The organism is Roseateles aquatilis, assembly GCF_002205645.1.
Taxonomy (GTDB): domain Bacteria; phylum Pseudomonadota; class Gammaproteobacteria; order Burkholderiales; family Burkholderiaceae_C; genus Roseateles; species Roseateles aquatilis.
On record NZ_NIOF01000004.1, the window covers coordinates 176,681 to 193,634 of the forward strand.

General features: G+C 68.7%; 17 protein-coding genes. 14 read left to right on the top strand and 3 right to left on the bottom strand.

Annotation, left to right across the window (positions count from 1 at the left end; all coding sequences use genetic code 11):
* The first annotated feature begins 63 nt into the window (after positions 1–63).
* From CDN99_RS11320 to CDN99_RS11380, 13 genes are all read left to right on the top strand, one after another.
* Complete coding sequence (locus CDN99_RS11320; protein WP_088384963.1) at positions 64–1,050, top strand: malate dehydrogenase; 987 nt, start codon at positions 64–66, stop codon at positions 1,048–1,050.
* Positions 1,051–1,185: 135 nt separating this feature from the next.
* Positions 1,186–2,196: an HpcH/HpaI aldolase/citrate lyase family protein gene (locus CDN99_RS11325; protein WP_088384964.1), complete on the top strand. Its 1,011-nt coding sequence runs from the start codon at positions 1,186–1,188 to the stop codon at positions 2,194–2,196.
* A gap of 149 nt (positions 2,197–2,345) precedes the next feature.
* On the top strand, positions 2,346–2,909 hold the full coding sequence (locus CDN99_RS28980; protein WP_088384965.1) for a hypothetical protein: 564 nt from the start codon (positions 2,346–2,348) through the stop codon (positions 2,907–2,909).
* Positions 2,910–3,185: 276 nt separating this feature from the next.
* Positions 3,186–3,431 (top strand): AbrB/MazE/SpoVT family DNA-binding domain-containing protein, encoded by a 246-nt coding sequence (locus CDN99_RS11335; protein WP_088384966.1) that lies wholly within the window; start codon positions 3,186–3,188, stop codon positions 3,429–3,431.
* A gap of 4 nt (positions 3,432–3,435) precedes the next feature.
* Positions 3,436–3,879 (top strand): type II toxin-antitoxin system VapC family toxin, encoded by a 444-nt coding sequence (locus CDN99_RS11340; RefSeq protein ID WP_088384967.1) that lies wholly within the window; start codon positions 3,436–3,438, stop codon positions 3,877–3,879.
* Between the two features lie 64 nt (positions 3,880–3,943).
* The gene (gene acnB, locus CDN99_RS11345; protein ID WP_088384968.1) at positions 3,944–6,535 is read left to right on the top strand and encodes a bifunctional aconitate hydratase 2/2-methylisocitrate dehydratase; all 2,592 of its coding nucleotides are present in this window, start codon (positions 3,944–3,946) and stop codon (positions 6,533–6,535) included.
* A 194-nt stretch (positions 6,536–6,729) separates the two neighbouring features.
* Positions 6,730–7,260, top strand: a complete 531-nt coding sequence (locus CDN99_RS11350) for a GbsR/MarR family transcriptional regulator (protein WP_088384969.1) — start codon at positions 6,730–6,732, stop codon at positions 7,258–7,260.
* A gap of 55 nt (positions 7,261–7,315) precedes the next feature.
* Positions 7,316–7,807, top strand: coding sequence for a thiol-disulfide oxidoreductase DCC family protein (locus CDN99_RS11355; RefSeq protein ID WP_088384970.1), 492 nt, complete (start codon positions 7,316–7,318; stop codon positions 7,805–7,807).
* A complete protein-coding gene (locus CDN99_RS11360) occupies positions 7,804–8,679 on the top strand; it encodes an NAD-dependent epimerase/dehydratase family protein (RefSeq protein ID WP_088384971.1) in 876 nt (291 codons plus the stop codon). The genes CDN99_RS11355 and CDN99_RS11360 overlap by 4 nt, the downstream gene beginning before the upstream one ends.
* Complete coding sequence (locus tag CDN99_RS11365; protein WP_088384972.1) at positions 8,664–9,053, top strand: DoxX-like family protein; 390 nt, start codon at positions 8,664–8,666, stop codon at positions 9,051–9,053. Before CDN99_RS11360 ends, CDN99_RS11365 begins: the two co-directional genes overlap by 16 nt.
* A gap of 176 nt (positions 9,054–9,229) precedes the next feature.
* A complete protein-coding gene (locus CDN99_RS11370) occupies positions 9,230–9,706 on the top strand; it encodes a DUF2269 family protein (protein ID WP_088384973.1) in 477 nt (158 codons plus the stop codon).
* A 73-nt stretch (positions 9,707–9,779) separates the two neighbouring features.
* Positions 9,780–10,295, top strand: a complete 516-nt coding sequence (gene msrC / locus CDN99_RS11375; protein ID WP_375134436.1) for a free L-methionine (R)-S-oxide reductase MsrC — start codon at positions 9,780–9,782, stop codon at positions 10,293–10,295.
* Positions 10,292–12,229, top strand: a complete 1,938-nt coding sequence (locus CDN99_RS11380) for a bifunctional 2',3'-cyclic-nucleotide 2'-phosphodiesterase/3'-nucleotidase (protein ID WP_088384974.1) — start codon at positions 10,292–10,294, stop codon at positions 12,227–12,229. The genes msrC and CDN99_RS11380 overlap by 4 nt, the downstream gene beginning before the upstream one ends.
* Before the next feature lie 144 nt (positions 12,230–12,373).
* Here CDN99_RS11380 and CDN99_RS11385 read toward each other — a convergent pair whose 3' ends face one another.
* From CDN99_RS11385 to sbcB, 3 genes are all read right to left on the bottom strand, one after another.
* On the bottom strand, positions 12,374–12,679 hold the full coding sequence (locus tag CDN99_RS11385) for a flagellar basal body protein (protein WP_088384975.1): 306 nt from the start codon (positions 12,677–12,679) through the stop codon (positions 12,374–12,376).
* 543 nt (positions 12,680–13,222) lie between these two features.
* Positions 13,223–14,152 (bottom strand): GGDEF domain-containing protein, encoded by a 930-nt coding sequence (locus tag CDN99_RS11390; protein WP_158218822.1) that lies wholly within the window; start codon positions 14,150–14,152, stop codon positions 13,223–13,225.
* A gap of 234 nt (positions 14,153–14,386) precedes the next feature.
* Complete coding sequence (gene sbcB, locus CDN99_RS11395; RefSeq protein WP_088384977.1) at positions 14,387–15,844, bottom strand: exodeoxyribonuclease I; 1,458 nt, start codon at positions 15,842–15,844, stop codon at positions 14,387–14,389.
* 120 nt (positions 15,845–15,964) lie between these two features.
* On the opposite strand from sbcB, the gene CDN99_RS11400 reads away from it, so the two are divergent.
* Complete coding sequence (locus CDN99_RS11400; protein ID WP_088384978.1) at positions 15,965–16,840, top strand: CPBP family intramembrane glutamic endopeptidase; 876 nt, start codon at positions 15,965–15,967, stop codon at positions 16,838–16,840.
* Positions 16,841–16,954 lie beyond the last annotated feature (114 nt).

Genomic DNA, 16,954 nt, shown 5'->3' on the forward strand with positions numbered 1-16,954 from the left:
CGCCTCCGCGCTTTCCGTATTTCTGTCGTTTTCAGTTTTCACTCGCACATTTCGGAGACTCTGATGAGCAAGAAACCCGTTCGCGTCGCCGTCACCGGCGCCGCTGGCCAGATCGGCTATGCCCTGCTGTTCCGCATCGCTTCCGGCGAAATGCTGGGCAAGGACCAGCCCGTCATCCTGCAGTTGCTGGAGATCCCCGACGAGAAGGCCCAGAACGCGCTCAAGGGCGTGATCATGGAGCTGGAAGACTGCGCCTTCCCGCTGCTGGCCGGCATCGAGGCGCACAGCGACCCGATGAGCGCCTTCAAGGATACGGACTACGCGCTGCTGGTCGGCTCGCGTCCGCGCGGCCCGGGCATGGAGCGTTCGGAACTGCTGTCCATCAACGGCGCCATCTTCACCGCGCAGGGCAAGGCCCTGAACGCCGTGGCCTCGCGCAACGTCAAGGTGCTGGTGGTCGGCAACCCGGCCAACACCAACGCCTACATCGCGATGAAGTCGGCCCCGGACCTGCCGGCCAAGAACTTCACCGCCATGCTGCGCCTGGACCACAACCGCGCTGCCTCGCAGATCGCCGCCAAGACCGGCAAGCCGGTCGCCGGCATCGAGAAGCTGGCCGTGTGGGGCAACCACTCGCCGACGATGTATGCCGACTACCGCTTCGCCACCATCGACGGCCAGTCGGTCAAGGCCCTGATCAACGACGAAGAGTGGAACCGCACCACCTTCCTGCCGACCGTCGGCAAGCGCGGCGCCGCGATCATCGCCGCGCGCGGCCTGTCGTCGGCCGCCTCGGCCGCCAACGCCGCGATCGACCACATGCGCGACTGGGCCCTGGGCACCAACGGCAAGTGGGTCACGATGGGCATCCCGTCGGGCGGCGAATACGGCATCCCCAAGGACGTCATGTTCGGCTTCCCGGTGACCGTCGAGAACGGCGAGTACAAGATCGTCGAGGGCCTGGAGATCGACGAGTTCTCGCAAGCCTGCATCAAGAAGACGCTGGACGAGCTGCTGGAAGAGCAGAACGGCGTCAAGCATCTGCTGTAAGCCGCCTGGTCCGGGTGCCGCCGCGACGCGCTCGCGGGCATCCGACCTGAGCGACACTCGACGGGCCGGCTCTCTCACGAGGGCCGGCCCTTCTTCTTTCCACCGCGGCTCGCCGCGCGTCCTCACGCCCCGTCCATGAGCACCTCCATCCATCCCGCCGACGCCCTGTTCGAGGAAGGCCAGGCTCCCGTCGTGCTGCCGGTCGTCGACCATTACTGCGGCGTCGAGGCGCGCATGCTCAAGAGCCTGGAGCTGCAGGCACAGATGGGCCCGGTGTTCGACATCACGCTGGACTGCGAGGACGGCGCGCCCGTGGGCGGCGAGGCCGAGCACATGCTGCTGGTGCTGCATCTGCTGAACGGCGCGCTCAATGCCCACGGCCGCGTCGGCGTGCGGGTGCACCCGTTCAACCACCCGTCGTTCGAGGCCGATGTGGAGGCGGTGATCGCCGGCGGCGGCGAAAAGCTCGCCTACCTCATGATCCCCAAGCCCGAGGGACTGGACGACCTGCGACGCGCCATCGCGTTCATCGACGACAGCCTGCGGCGCCACCACATCCGCAAGCCGCTGCCGCTGCACACGCTGATCGAGACCCACGGCGCGCTGCGCGATGTGATGGCGATCGCGGCGCATCCGCGCATCGAGTCGTTGTCGTTCGGGCTGATGGACTTCGTGTCGGCGCATCGCGGCGCGATCCCGCGCTCGGCGCTGACGGTCGAGGGCCAGTTCACGCACCCGCTGGTGCAACGCGCCAAGCTGGACATCGCCGCCGCGGCGCATGGCCACGCCAAGACGCCCTCCCACTGCGTGGTGACCGAGTTCAAGAGCCAGCGCGCCATCCAGTCCGCCGCCGAACGCGCCGCGCGCGAGTTCGGCTACACCCGGATGTGGAGCATCCACCCCAACCAGATCCAGCCCATCATCGACGCCTTCGCCCCCAGCGTGGCCGAGATCGACGAGGCCATCGACATCCTGCTCGCCGCGCAGGCCGCGCAGTGGGCGCCCATCCAGCACCGCGACATGCTGCACGACCGCGCCAGCTACCGGCTGTTCTGGCATCTGCTGCAACGCGCCCATCGCACCGGCCAGAACCTGCCGTCGGAGGTGGATCAGGCGTGGTTCGCACGGGAGCCGTCGCCGCTCTGAACTCCACCGCCCGCAACCCGGGAAGACCCTGGCGCGCGCCAACCGTTTGACACATTAAATCGGGGCCGCGCGCCAAGCCCGCGCGGCGACAATTCCGCACCGCCGGAACCCCGGCGATTTCCTTTTCAGGTCCACATCCTTCGTTCCGCATGAGACTGACCGCCCTCCTCCTGTCCGGCAGCGTCGCCGCCGCCCTGACCCTGTCCGCCGGCATCGCCGCCGCGCAGCCCGCAACGAACGCACCCGCGGCCAAGCCCGCGCCCGCGAAGACCAAGCCCGCCACCCCCGCGGCCAAGGCCCGCAAGCCGGCCGCCAAGACCCCGCCGCCCCCGCCCCCGCTGCCGGAAGCCAGCGAGGAACAGCTGTCCGCCGCCAAGCAGGCCTACCTGGGCATGTACGAGTGCGAGTTCAAGCAGACCATCAACATCGAGCCCAACGTCAAGCACGCCGGCTACATCGACGTGGCCTACAAGAAGGACATCTTCACGATGAAGCCGGTGCTGTCGTCGACGGGCGCGCTGCGCCTGGAAGACGTCACCGGCCGCACGCTGATGGTCCAGATCGCCAACAAGTCGATGCTGCTGGACGTGAAGGTCGGCCAGCGCATGGTGGACGACTGCATCCACCCCGAGCAGCGCGCCGCCATCGAGGCCGCCCGCGCCGCGTCGGCCCCTGCCGGCAGCGGCCTGGGCATCGCCCCGACCGGCCAGTAAGCAGCCCCCTCGCCGCCCTCCGAAGCCGCCCGCGAGGCGGCTTTTTCATGGGCGAGAAGGCCGGCGGCACGGGGCTTCGCGGGCCGGCGTCACGAGGGGCGCAGGACGGGCGTCACGGGCGGGAAATGCACCACGACCAGACTGCGTCAATGGCTTCTCCCAGTGGGGCCGTCGGGCTCTGCTGGCTTTCATGAAGCGAAAGTACGTACAATTCATGCATACTTTCCGGTTCATACCCGTCCCGTCGCCTATCCTCCAGCATCGCCAGGAGCCCCCATGGAAGCCACCGTCGCCGAACGAGGTCAGATCACGCTGCCCAAGGCCGTCCGCGACGCGCTGGGGCTGACCAAGGGCACCACGCTCAAGGTCGAGCTGGACGGGGCGCGCATCATCCTGCGCAAGAACGTGGACGACGCCATCTCCCGCGCCCGCGGCCGCTTCAAGCTGCCCGACGGCACCGCCACCGACGACGTGATGCGCGAGTTGCGCGGCCGCGCGCCGGACGACGCCACGGAGGCGTGACCGCATGATCGCCGTCGACAGCTCCGTCCTCATCGACCTCCTGGGCGACGCCGCCGGCGCCGACGCCGCGGAAGCCGCGCTGCGCCTGGCGCTGTCCAGCGGACCGGTGGTGCTGTGCGACGTGGTGCTGTCCGAGGTCACCGCCGGGCTGGGCCACGGCTCCGAGGTGATGGACGCGCTGGAGGAGATGGGCCTGCGCTTCTCCCCTATCGATCAGCGCGCCGCGATCCGCGCCGGCGAGATGCAACGCAAGTTCAAGCAACGCCTGCAGGACCGGGGCGGCGCGGCGGCCGCCCGCGCGGCCGATGCCGCCGGTCCGCGCGCGATGCCCGATTTCCTGGTCGGCGCCCACGCCATGTTGCAGTGCGACGGGCTGATCACGCGCGACCAGGGATTCTTCCGAGACTATTTCAAGGGGCTCAAGGTCATCGTGCCCAGCGCACCGTGACCCTCAGGCCCCGCTTTCCGACCTTGTTCTGACCCGAGCAGAGACCACAGAAACTGGAGTTCGCATGCTGCAAGCCTACCGCCAACACGAAGCCGAGCGCGCCGCGCTGGGCATCCCGCCGCTGCCCCTCGACGCGAAGCAAGTCGCCGCGCTGATCGAGCTGATCAAGGCCCCGCCCGCCGGCGAGGGCGAGTTCCTGGTCGACCTGCTGACCCATCGCGTGCCCCCGGGCGTGGACGACGCCGCCAAGGTCAAGGCCAGCTTCCTGGCCGCGGTCGCGCACGGTGACCTGGCCGTGGGCCTGATCTCCAAGGCCAAGGCCACCGAGCTGCTGGGCACCATGGTCGGCGGCTACAACGTGCATCCGCTGATCGAGCTGCTGGACGACGCCGACGTGGCCGGCGTCGCCGCCGAGGGCCTGAAGAAGACCCTGCTGATGTTCGACTACTTCAACGACGTCGCCGCCAAGGCCAAGGCGGGCAACGCCAAGGCCAAGGAAGTGATGCAGAGCTGGGCCGACGCCGAGTGGTTCACGTCGCGTCCGGAAGTCGAGAAGAAGATCACCGTCACCGTCTTCAAGGTGCCCGGCGAGACCAACACCGACGACCTGTCCCCGGCGCCCGACGCCTGGAGCCGTCCGGACATCCCGCTGCATTACCTGGCGATGTTGAAGAACACGCGTCCCGACGCCGCCTTCAAGCCGGAGGAAGACGGCAAGCGCGGGCCGATGCAGTTCATCGACGATCTGAAGAAGAAGGGCCACGTCGTGGCCTACGTCGGCGACGTCGTCGGCACGGGCTCGTCGCGCAAGTCGGCCACCAACTCGGTGATCTGGGCCACCGGCCAGGACATCCCGTTCGTCCCGAACAAGCGTTTCGGCGGCGTGACGCTGGGCGGCAAGATCGCGCCGATCTTCTTCAACACGCAGGAAGACTCGGGCTCGCTGCCGATCGAGGTCGACGTCGGCAAGCTGGAGATGGGCGACGTCATCGACGTGCTGCCCTATGAAGGCAAGCTGGTGAAGAACGGCGAGACCGTCGCCGAGTTCCAGCTCAAGAGCGACGTGCTGTTCGACGAAGTCCGCGCCGGCGGCCGGATCAACCTGATCATCGGCCGCTCGCTGACCGCCAAGGCGCGCGAGTTCCTGGGCCTGCCGGCCTCGACGCAGTTCCGCCTGCCGCAGGCGCCCGCCGCCTCGACCGCTGGCTTCACGCTGGCGCAGAAGATGGTCGGCCGCGCCGTCGGCCTGCCGGAAGGCCAGGGCGTGCGCCCGGGCACCTACTGCGAGCCCAAGATGACGACCGTCGGCTCGCAGGACACGACCGGCCCGATGACCCGCGACGAGCTGAAGGACCTGGCCTGCCTGGGCTTCTCGGCCGACCTGGTGATGCAGTCCTTCTGCCACACCGCGGCGTATCCGAAGCCGGTGGACGTGAAGACGCACCGCGAGCTGCCCGCCTTCATCTCCAACCGCGGCGGCGTGGCCCTGCGTCCGGGCGACGGCGTGATCCACAGCTGGCTGAACCGCCTGCTGCTGCCTGACACCGTCGGCACCGGCGGTGACTCGCACACCCGCTTCCCGATCGGCATCTCCTTCCCGGCGGGTTCGGGCCTGGTGGCTTTCGGCGCCGCGACCGGCGTGATGCCGCTGGACATGCCGGAATCGGTGCTGGTGCGCTTCAAGGGCGAGATGCAGCCGGGCGTGACGCTGCGCGACCTGGTGCACGCGATCCCGCTGTATGCGATCAAGGCCGGTCTGCTGACCGTGGCCAAGGCCGGCAAGAAGAACATCTTCTCGGGCCGCATCCTGGAGATCGAAGGCCTGCCCGACCTGAAGGTCGAACAAGCGTTCGAGCTGTCCGACGCCTCGGCCGAGCGTTCGGCCGCCGGTTGCACGATCAAGCTCAATCCGGAGCCGATCAAGGAGTACCTGACCTCCAACATCGTGCTGATGAAGAACATGATCGCCGACGGCTACGCGGACGCGAAGACGCTGCAGCGCCGCATCGAGAAGGTCGAGGCGTGGCTGGCCAAGCCGGACCTGCTGGAAGCGGACAAGGACGCTGAATACGCCTGCGTGATCGAGATCGACCTGGCCGACATCACCGAGCCCATCGTCTGCTGCCCGAACGATCCGGACGACGCGAAGATGCTGTCGGAAGTGGCCGGCACGAAGATCGACGAAGCCTTCATCGGCTCGTGCATGACCAACATCGGTCACTTCCGCGCGGCGGCCAAGCTGCTGGGCGGCCAACGCGACATTCCGGTCAAGCTGTGGGTCGCGCCGCCGACCAAGATGGACCAGAGCGAGCTGATCAAGGAAGGCCACTACGCCGCCTTCGGCACGGCCGGCGCGCGCACCGAGATGCCGGGCTGCTCGCTGTGCATGGGCAACCAGGCACAGGTCCGCGAGGGCGCGACGGTGATCTCCACCTCCACGCGCAACTTCCCCAACCGTCTGGGCAAGAACACCAACGTGTTCCTGGGCTCGGCCGAGCTGGCCGCCATCGCGTCCCGCCTGGGCCGCCTGCCGACCAAGGAGGAGTACCTCAAGGAAATGGGCGTCATCGACGCCGACAAGGCCAGCGTCTACCGTTACATGAACTTCGACCAGATCGAGGAATACGCCGACACGGCGAAGTCGGTGGCGGTCTGAGGACCGAGGGATCGTTCAACCCGATCCCGAAAGACTCGAAGGCCCGGACGGCTCACGCCTCCGGGCATTTTTCATGTCGCGCCGACCGAAGCGAAGAGCTAGGCGGAGGCATGCCAACGCGCGGAAGCACGCCGCCTGATTCATCGAGTTATTTCTGTATTGACAGAAATTTCTGTCGCCCTACACTTCGCGCCATGGAACTCAGCAACACCGCCCGCCGATTCGTCCTCCATTGGGGCGAGATGGGCAGCGCGTGGGGCGTCAACCGCACCGTCGCGCAGATCCACGCGTTGCTCTACTTCCATGGCCGGCCGCTTCATGCCGAGGAAATCGCCGAGACGCTCTCCGTCGCCCGCTCCAATGTCAGCACCAGCCTGAAGGAACTGACCAGCTGGAACCTGGTCCGCGTCACGCACGTGCTGGGCGATCGCCGCGATTACTTCGAGACCTCCGTCGACGTGTGGGAGTTGCTCCGCACCGTGGTGCGCGAGCGCAAGCAGCGCGAGTTCGACCCCACCGTCCGCATGCTCGCCGAGCTGGTCGAAGACGAAGGCTTCCAGAACGAGACCCCCGATGCGCAGGACCGCGTCCGCGAATGCCTGCGCCTGATGCAGACGCTGGGGTCATGGTCGGAGGAAATGATGCGGCTCTCCCCCAGCACCCTGGAGAAGGTGCTGAAGCTGGGCGCCAGCGTCCAGCGCTTCGTGCGCGGGGACGGGTCCTGACCCGCCCCTTTTTTTGGCTGTCTATTTCTGTGTCTACTGAAATATCGGACAAATCATGAACCACGCGATCTATCCCCTGACGATCTACTTCGACGGCGGCTGCCCGATCTGCGCCGCGGAGATGCACAACCTGCAGCTTCGCAACGTCGACGGGCTGCTGCGGTTCACGGACATCTCGGCCCCGGGCGTCACCGACCTCCCGGCCGGTGTCTCCATGAGGGAGCTGATGGATCTGATGCACGTGCGATGCGCCGACGGCGCCATCGTGCGCGGCGCAGCCGCGCTGCGCCTCATCTACGACGGCGCGCGGCTGCGCGGCCTGGCCCGCGTGATGGGTGCCCCCGGTCTGCGCCAGTTCTGCGACTGGGCCTATCCCATCGTCGCCCGCAACCGCTATCGGATCCCCCGCCCACTGGTCCGGGTCATGTTCGAGACGACGCTGCGGCGTGCCGCGGAACGTCGCGCGGGAACATCGGCCTGCCGGGACGGCGTCTGCGACCTCCCCACGCCGCCATCGCGGCGCGATCACTCCGGAGAAGCACGATGAGCACCAACATCCGCGCCGTCCTCGTCTGCGGCGCCAGCGGCTTCGTCGGACGGCGCCTCGTGCGGGCGCTGCGAGAAGCCGGCCTGGCGGTGACGGAGGGCAGCTCGAAGACGCAGGACTTCGGCCGCGACCTCGACCCCGCCACCTGGCTGCCCCGTGTCTCCGGCTTCGATGCCGTCGTCAACGCCGTCGGCATCCTGCGTGACACGCCGCGCCGCAAGCTGGAACCGCTGCACCACCAGGCACCGGCCGCGCTGTTCGAAGCCTGCGCCCGAGCCGGCGTCTCGCGGGTGATCCAGATTTCCGCCAACGGCGTCGACCGCAGCGACACCCGGTATGCCACCACCAAACGCGCGGCCGACGACGCCCTCCTGCGCCTGCGCGCCGAGGGCCGCCTCGACGCCACCGTGCTGCGCCCCAGCATCGTCTTCGGTCGCGGCGGCGCGAGCTCCGAGCTGTTCATGAACCTCGCCCGGCTGCCGGTGCTGATGCTGCCGGCCGCCGCGGTGAGGGCTCGCGTCCAGCCGGTGGCCGTGCCGGACGTCGCCCTCGCCTGCCTGCGGTTGCTGCAGGACGGCGGCCCGGAGGTGGTGACCGCCGTCGGACCGCGCGATCTGAGCCTGGCCGACTTCATCGGCGAGCTGCGTCGGCAACGCGGCCATGCGCCCGCCCGCGTGATCCCGTTGCCGGACGCGCCCAGCCGCTGGAGCGCGCTGATCGGTGACCGCTTCAGCTTCCAGCCGTGGAGCAGTGAGAGCCTGTCCCTGCTGCAGCAGGACAACGTCGGCGACGCCGACGCCTTCGAGTGTCTGCTGGGACGTCCCGCGGTGCCCGTCGAGCAGTTCGTGGAGGCCGCATGGGCATCGGCCTGATCAACTTCCGGCACCGTCGCACGCGCCTCGCCGCGCGCGGCGTGCTGATCGCGCTGTGGCTCGCCACCGCCGTCGCCAGCGTCGTCGAGCTCGATGGCCGGAGCCGCGACCTGCTCCTCGCGGCGCGCACGCCCGAGGCCTGGATCGCGCCGTTGATCCTCGGCGGCGCGCTCGCGGACCTGCTGGTCGGCCTGGCGATGTGGCGCTGGCATCGCCGCTGGGTCTACCGCCTGGCCGGCGCGCTGATGCTGGGCATGACGGCCGTCGCGACGCTGATCCTGCCGTCGCTGTGGCTGGACCCGCTCGGCTGCCTCACGAAGAATCTGCCGATCGCGGTGCTGCTGCTGATCCTCGACGAGGATGCACCGGCCTGAGCCCGCGTGCCGGGACCGCGCCGCGCCCGGCGCGGAGCAGCCCGGCCGCGACCTCCATGCCGCCCGCAACGACAACGGCAACGGCAACGGCAACGGCAGCTTCAACAACGACGCCACGAAGACAACAACGACGCCGATGGCCGACATCGGCAAGACCCGACCCCAGGGAGTACCTCATGAACACCTATCTCGTCATCAAGTGGCTGCACATCGTCTCCAGCGTGCTGCTGGCCGGCACCGGCTTCGGCTCGGCCTTCTACCTGTTCTTCGCCAACCGCAGCGGCTCGCTGGCCGCGCAGGCCGTCGTGGCCCGCCTGGTCAAGCGCGCGGACCTGTGGTTCACCACGCCGGCCGTCATCGTCCAGCCCGTCACCGGAGTGTGGCTCGCGATGCAGGCCGGCTGGTCGCTGGACACGCCGTGGCTCGCCGCCTCGATCGCGCTGTACCTGCTGGCCGGCGCGTGCTGGCTGCCCGTGGTCTGGTTGCAGATCCGCCTGTCCGCCATGGCCGACGAGGCGCTCGCCTCCGGCCGCCCGCTGCCGCCGCTGTACTGGCGCTACGCGCGCTGGTGGGAAGGGCTCGGTTACCCCGCCTTCGTCGCGGTGCTGGTGGTGTTCTACCTGATGGTGAACAAGCCGGTGCTCTGGGGCTGAAACCCTCGCCGCCCGACCGCCGATCGCCCTCACCGGCGTCGGGCGTCACGATCTCCCGCCACAATGCCGCCCCATGAGCTTCGACCCCACGCCCCTGCTGGACATGTCCAGCCCCGAGGCCAAGCGCGCCTCGTATGACACCCTGGTCGCCCAGACCGAAGCCGTGCTGCACGGCGAACGCGACTGGCTCGCCAACCTCGCCCAGTTCGCGGCGCTGGTCTACAACTCGGTGCCGCAGTTGAACTGGGCCGGGTTCTACAGGGTCAATCCGAGGAACGATCAGGAGCTCGTGCTCGGACCGTTCCAGGGCAAGGTCGCCTGCGTGCGGATCGCCTTCAGCCGCGGCGTCTGCGGCGCCTGCGCCCGCACCCGCGAGATCCAGCTCGTCGAGGACGTGCACGCCTTCCCCGGCCACATCGCCTGCGATGCGGCGTCGCGCTCGGAACTCGTCCTGCCCGTCGTCGTCGACGGCCGTCTGCGCGCGGTCTTCGATCTCGACAGCCCCGAGCCCTCGCGCTTCGACGCCATCGACGCCGACGGCTTCCAGCGCGCCGTCGCCGCCCTCGTCGCCGGGACCGACTGGGCATGAGCCGCGCCCTGCTCCGCCCCGTCGCCGGCGCCCTGGCGACCCTGGGCCTGCTGGCCGCGTCGATGTCGCTGCACGCCGCGGAGCTGCGGCTGCGCGTGCTGGAGACCAGCGACATCCACATGAACCTGCTGAACTACGACTACTACCAGGACAAGGAGTCGCAAGAGTTCGGCCTCGCCAAGACAGTCACGCTGATCCACCGCGCCCGCGCGGAAGCGACCAACAGCCTGCTGTTCGACAACGGCGACCTGCTGCAGGGGAACCCGCTCGGCGATGTGGTCGCCCGCGTGAAACCGCTCAAGGCCGGCGACGTCCACCCGGCCTACAAGATCCTCAACCTGCTGAACGTGGATGCCGCCAACCTCGGCAATCACGAGTTCAACTACGGCCTGCCTTTCCTGCGTCAGGCCATCGCCGGCGCCAATTTCCCGTACCTCAACGCCAACGTGATGGAGGCCGACGGCCGCCGCCACGCCTTCACGCCCAGCACGATGCTGGAGCGCGAGATGCGCGACGAGGCCGGCAAGGTCCACACGCTCAAGATCGGCGTCGTCGGGGTGACGCCGCCGCAGATCCTGGAATGGGACCGGCAGAACCTCGCCGGACGCGTCCAGGTCCGGGACATGGTCGACGCCGCCACCGAGCAGGTCACGTCCCTGCGCCGACATGGCGCCGACCTGGTGGTCGTCATCGCCCACACCGGCATCGACAAGACCGAGTTGCCCAAGCTCTCCGAGAACATGGCGGCCCAGCTCGCCCGCGTGAAGGGCGTGGACGTGCTGCTGCTCGGGCACGCGCACACCGAGTTCCCCGGACCGACCTTCGCCGGTTATCCCGGCGTCGATCTCAAGAAGGGTCAACTGTTCGGCACGCCGGCGGTGATGCCGGGCCGGTGGGGGGACCACCTCGGCATCGTCGACCTCACGCTCGCCCAGTCGGGCGGCAAGTGGAAGGTCGCGGACAGCCAGGCCAGCCTCCGGCCCATCTTCGACCGGGCGGCGCGCAAGCCGCTCGTCGACGCGGATCCGATGCCGGCCGCCGTCATCGCGACGGAACACCAGGCCACGCTGAACTACGTCCGCAGCCAGGTCGCCATCGCCGACGCGCCGATCCAGAGCTACTTCGCCCAGGTGCTGGACGGCGCGGCCGTTCGTTTGGTGGCGCAGGCCCAGCTCGCCTACGCGCTCAAGGCCGTCCAGGGCACGGCGCTTGAGAAGCTGCCGATGTTGTCGGCCGCGGCGCCGTTCAAATCGGGCGGGCGGCAAGGTTGGACCCAATACACCGATATCCCCGCCGGACCCGTCGCGATCAAGCATGTCGCCGATCTGTACGTGTACCCGAACACCATCAAGGTGCTCAAGCTCTCCGGCGCCCAGGTCCGCGATTGGCTCGAAATGTCCGCCGGACAGTTCCGGCGCATCGACCCCAACGGACCCGCCCAGCAAATGGTCGTCGACACCAGCTATCCCAGCTTCAACTTCGACATGATGCTCGGACAGGGGAACGGCCTGCGCTATCAGCTCGACCTCACCCAACCCGCACGCTTCAACATCGACGGCAAGCAGGTCTCCGACAGCCATCGCGTCGTCGACCTCTCCTGGCAAGGCCGCCCGCTCGACGACAAGACCGACTTCCTCGTCGTCACCAACAACTATCGCGCCTTCGGCGGCGGGCACTTCCCCGCCCTCGGCGCCGACAAGATCGCCGTCGACGCGCCAGACGAAACCCGCGAGGCCCTGGCCCACTTCCTCGCCGCCCAACCCTCGCTCAGCGCGGCGGTCGCGCAGTCGTCCTGGGCCATTCGGCCGGTGAAGGACGTGTCTCTGCAGTTCCTGTCCGGTAGCGGGGCGATCGCCCATCTCAAGGACACGCCGCAGGTGAAGCTGGTCAAGGACAACGGGGACGGGTCAGCCTTGTTCGAGTTGGCGCCCTGAACGCCTGCGCCTCAGCTCCGGCGCCGCCGGATTCCTTGAGGCGCCGCGTTGAGGCACGCCTCAACCCGTTCCGATAACGCAAACGGCCGCTCGATGCGGCCGTTTTCTCGTTCAACGTCCAGGTTCGCCCCGGCTACTCGCCCCTCACACGTGAATGTCCAGCAACGCCCCCTCCGCACGGATTTGCGTCTGCAGCACTCTCAGGTTGCCAACGAAGGCGTACGTCGCCGACTGCTGCTCCACCACGTCCGTCTCCAACTTCGCACCAGGCTCAGGCACCTTCACCACCTGCGTCGTCACACCGTCCCCGTCCTCAGCCGTCTGCGCCTCAATGCGCTCCCGCCGATACCCCGGCGTGTTCACGTTCGCAACGTTGTTCGCCGACGCGCGCAGGCGCTCGTTGGCGGCGGACATGCCCGAGAGGGCGGTCGATAAACTGATGCTGGACATGGCAGATCCCCGTTCAGGTCGCTCAGCCTTCCGTCAAGTTCGGATGGCCTTAAGCAAGCACTCTATTCGCCGTCTTCGGCAAGTTCGAGGGGATCTTTAGAAAAGAATGGGGATTCGGGGTTAGTTCTTCACGTTAAATTTGTTGGGGTTTTCCCTTGGGCCTCAGTTGGGGCGGTCTGACTGCCCCCCGTCTACTTCCCCCAGCCCGCCGGGATTTCGCCCCGGCAGGCGACTCCCTTTTCTGGTCGCGCCCAGAAAAGGAAGCAAAAGAAGCGCTGACTCCCGGCGAGCTTGCTCGCTGACACGCGGTCCGTCGCTCGTCACTGCGCTCCGAGACTCGTCCAGCACTGCTACTGGAACCCCCACCACTCGCTGACGTCCCGCCTCCTCGCTGCGAAGGCTTGCCCGCTTTCGCGGGACGCGCCCATCGAGACAAATACCCAAGACACATGCGAACAGATGGAGCTGTTGCTGGCTGGGGGCGCGGATGGGGCTGGGTGTCGTGGTCACAGCCACCGGCCCGGAGGCGGTGCCTCGCTTCGGTCAGGCGCCGGCCAGTTCCTCGTAGCTGCCGCTTGAGACGAAGACGCGCACGCTGTCGCCACCGGCCGCCTTCGCTTCGGTGCAGGCCAGTTGGCCCGCGCCGAGCACGGCGTCGACAGTGTCCAGCGTCGGCTGCAGCTGGACAACGCCCAGGCTGGCCTTCACGCGCGTGCGATGCAGGCCCCACCGCAGGCGGTAGCCGGCAATGGCGCTGCGCAGCTTCTCAGCCACGATCTGGGCGTAGTGCTGGTCGCAGTCAGGCAGCAGAACGACGAAATGGTCGTTTTCCAGGCGGGCAACAACGTCCGACGCGCGGACCTTCGTCACCAGCATCTGCCCCAGGCCGTACAGGAAATGATCGGCCACCTCGGCCCCCATGCCCTGGACCACGTCGCTGAATTTGTCGATGTCGATGAAAAGCACCGATACGGGCTCGTGCCGGCGGCTGCCAACGTGATCCGCCAGGCGGCGCTCGATTTCGCGGCGGTTGGAGAGCTCGGTCACCTCGTCATGCTTGGCCGACCAGGTCGGCTGCATGCGCTGTGTCCGCGCCGCGGTGACGTCCTCGACGACCCACATGGCCTCGCCCGCGGGCTGCTCCCAGTGCACCGGCGTCGCCTGCAGGCGCCCCCAGAAGCGCGAGCCGTCCCGGCGCACGAATTCGACTTCCTCGTCCAGGGGCCGCCCGCCACCGAAGGCGGCGCCCATCCGCGCCTGCAAGGCCTGGTGCGAGGAGTCCGACACCAGCGCCCCGCGCTGGTCCGTGCCGCTCAGGTCCGTGTCGTCACCATGGCCGAAGAGATGGTTGAAGTGCTCGCTGACCACCTCGAACCGCCCCGCCCCCACGAAGGCCACCGCCAGCGGAGCCCGCACCAGCAACGCCCGCATGCGGGCAGCAGTCGGGTCGGCGGCGTCTTGATGGTTTTGCATGTCTTCTCCTGAAGGCCGTCGGCGCATCGCGCGCTCCCAGGCTCGCCATTGCGGGCAGCGCCCACGGCGCCGCCTCGCTCAATGCAGCATGTGTACCCGTTTTGCCCGGCGGTGGGAACCCCGGGGAGGACCTCGTTCCGGGGCCGGATCGAGGCATGTTTGACCGGCGACCAGACACCGGATCCCCCCCCTCGATGCCGAAGCGGCGACCGGTCAGCCAACCAGTCGACCAGCTCAGGGCGGCGGCGCGATCTGCTCGGCCCAGTCGTACAGCGCCGACAGGATCTCCTGGCCCCGCTCGTCGTCGGACTCCTCCGCCGCCTGGCCCAGGGCGTCGATGCGCTCGAAGAAGGCCTCCAGCGTCTGCGCCCCACCCTCGCCCAGGTGCAGGCGCGCCGCGCGATGCCGCTCCCAGCGCTCGCCCTCGTCGGCGCTCAAGGTCTCGGGGAAGTTGCGCGCGCGATAACGGAACAGGATCTCTTCCAACCGACCGTCCTCGAACGCCACCTTGCCCTGCGCCACGCGGTCCGCCAGGGCCTGCGCCGCCAGGCCGCGCAGCCGCTCCAGCGAGCGCCGATCCTCGTTCGAGACAAAGCCGCCGTAGAGGTCCTCGTCCACGTCGACGCGCCCCCCCTCGCCGCCCGGACGCTGGAACACCTGCGGCCAGAGCCGCGTCAGCTCGCCGCCACGCGCCAGCAGGGTTTCCGCGCGCGCCAGGCCCTGGGCGATGTCCAGGCCCCAGCGCGCCGCCATCTCGGGAGTCAGGATCTTCAGGGAGGCGATGACGATCGGCGACTTGTTCACGTGGATCGTCTTGATCGGCAGGCGGGTGACGCCCTCCGGCAACTCGTCCTGCTTCGTGTACATGCGCATCCGGATCGTCTCGGCGTCCAGGCCCAGCAGTTCCGCCGGGTCGCTGCCAAGGTCCCAGACGATCAGCTCGTTCTTGTTGGTCGGATGCGCCGCCAGCGGCCACACCAGCGCGATGCAGCCGCGTTCCGTGCCGTACATGCCGGAGACATGCAGGAAGGGACGGCTGGTGCCGATCTCGGCCCAGACCGCGTCCTTGCGGCGCAGCTTCAGGCAGAAGTCCCACAGCCGCGGTTGCCGCTGCTTGATCAGGCGCGCCAGCGCGATCGTGGCGCGGACATCGGACAACGCGTCATGCGCCGCCTCGTGCGCCAGACCGTTGGCGGCGGTCAGGTGCTCCAGCTTGAAGGACGGCCGTCCGTCCTCGTGCCTGGGCCATTCGATGCCCTCGGGCCGCAACGCGTAGGCGCAGCGCACCACGTCCAGCAGGTCCCAGCGGCCGCAGTCGTTCTGCCACTCGCGCGCGTACGGATCGATCAGGTTGCGCCAGAAGAGGAAACGGGTGACCTCGTCGTCGAAGCGGATCGTGTTGTAGCCCAGCCCGACCGTGCCCGGACGCGACAGCTCGCCATGGATGGCGGCGGCGAAGCGGTGTTCGGCCAGGCCCTGCTCGGCGCAGGTCTGCGGCAGGATGCCGGTCAGCAGGCAGGATTCGGGATCGGGCAGCGCGTCGGTCGGCGGCTGGCAATACACCATCAGCGGCTCGCCGATTTCGTTCAGGTCGGCATCGGTGCGGATGCCGGCGAACTGCGCCGGCCGGTCCCGGCGCGGCACGCGTCCGAAGGTCTCGTAGTCGTGCCAGTAGAAAGTCATGTCGTGCATGGGGCGGCACGATACCTCAGCCATCCCCCCGAAATCGCCCGGATCCCGCGGATCGCGCCTGTCGTGGATACTTCGCCGCGCCCGCCGCCCCACCCTTCCCCGCCACCGATCCGTTCCGAGATGCCGCTCAGCCACCTGCTCCTGTGCCTGTCGATCGCGATGACCCTGGTGCCGACCCAGGCGCCATGGCCCTGGCTGTCCGTGCTGATCATGGCCGTCGCCGCCGGCCTGGTGAACGGTCAGCTCGGCATCGCCGCGCTGGTGCCGGTGATGGCCATGGCCGCCCTCGCCTGGATGACGATCGAGGCCCACCGCCGCCCCCGTCGCCAGGAAATGCTGATGCTGCTGATGCTGGTCGTCGGCCTGGCCCTGGCGATGCACAAGCTGCCCGGGTTCCTCAATCCGACCTATCTGATCTCCCCCTCCGACCTGCAGGCACCCGCGGCCCGCTACCTCAACTTCGACAAGGGCGTCGCCGGCATGCTGATGCTGGCGGTGCTGGTCGCCCAGCAGCGACAGCGCCGGCTCGCCGCCGCCCCGTCGGGCTCGGAGGGGCCGGCCGGCGCGGCGCCGACCGCTGCCCCGCCGAGCTGGACGCTGCCGGTCACGATCGGCGCGACGCTGATCGTGCCCTGGCTGCTGGCGGTGATGAGCAGCCTGGGCACGCCCACGCTGCGCTGGCCGCCGAACACCGGGCTGTTCCTGACCTGCGTGGCCGAGGAGGCCGCCTTCCGCGGCGTCATCCAGGGCCTGCTGGCACGCCGCCTGGGCACCGACCTGCGGACCTGGAACGGCTGGCTGCCGGTGCTGCTGGCCGCCGTGCTGTTCGGCCTGGCGCATGCGCCAGGCGGCCTGTCCTACGTGGCGCTGGCGACGCTGGCGGGCATCGGCTACGGGCTGATCTACACGCTGACCCGCCGCATCGAGGCCGCCATCCTGCTGCACCTCGCCCTGAACGCGCTGGTGTTCCTGACGCTGAACATCCGCGTGGGCTGAACGCGGGCGCACGGGCGCAGGCCGCCCGATGCCGCAAGTCCCGCCGAGGCGGCGCAGGCGCAGCCGCAGCCGCAACCGCAGCCGCAGCCGCAGCCGCAGCCGTAGCCGCAAGCA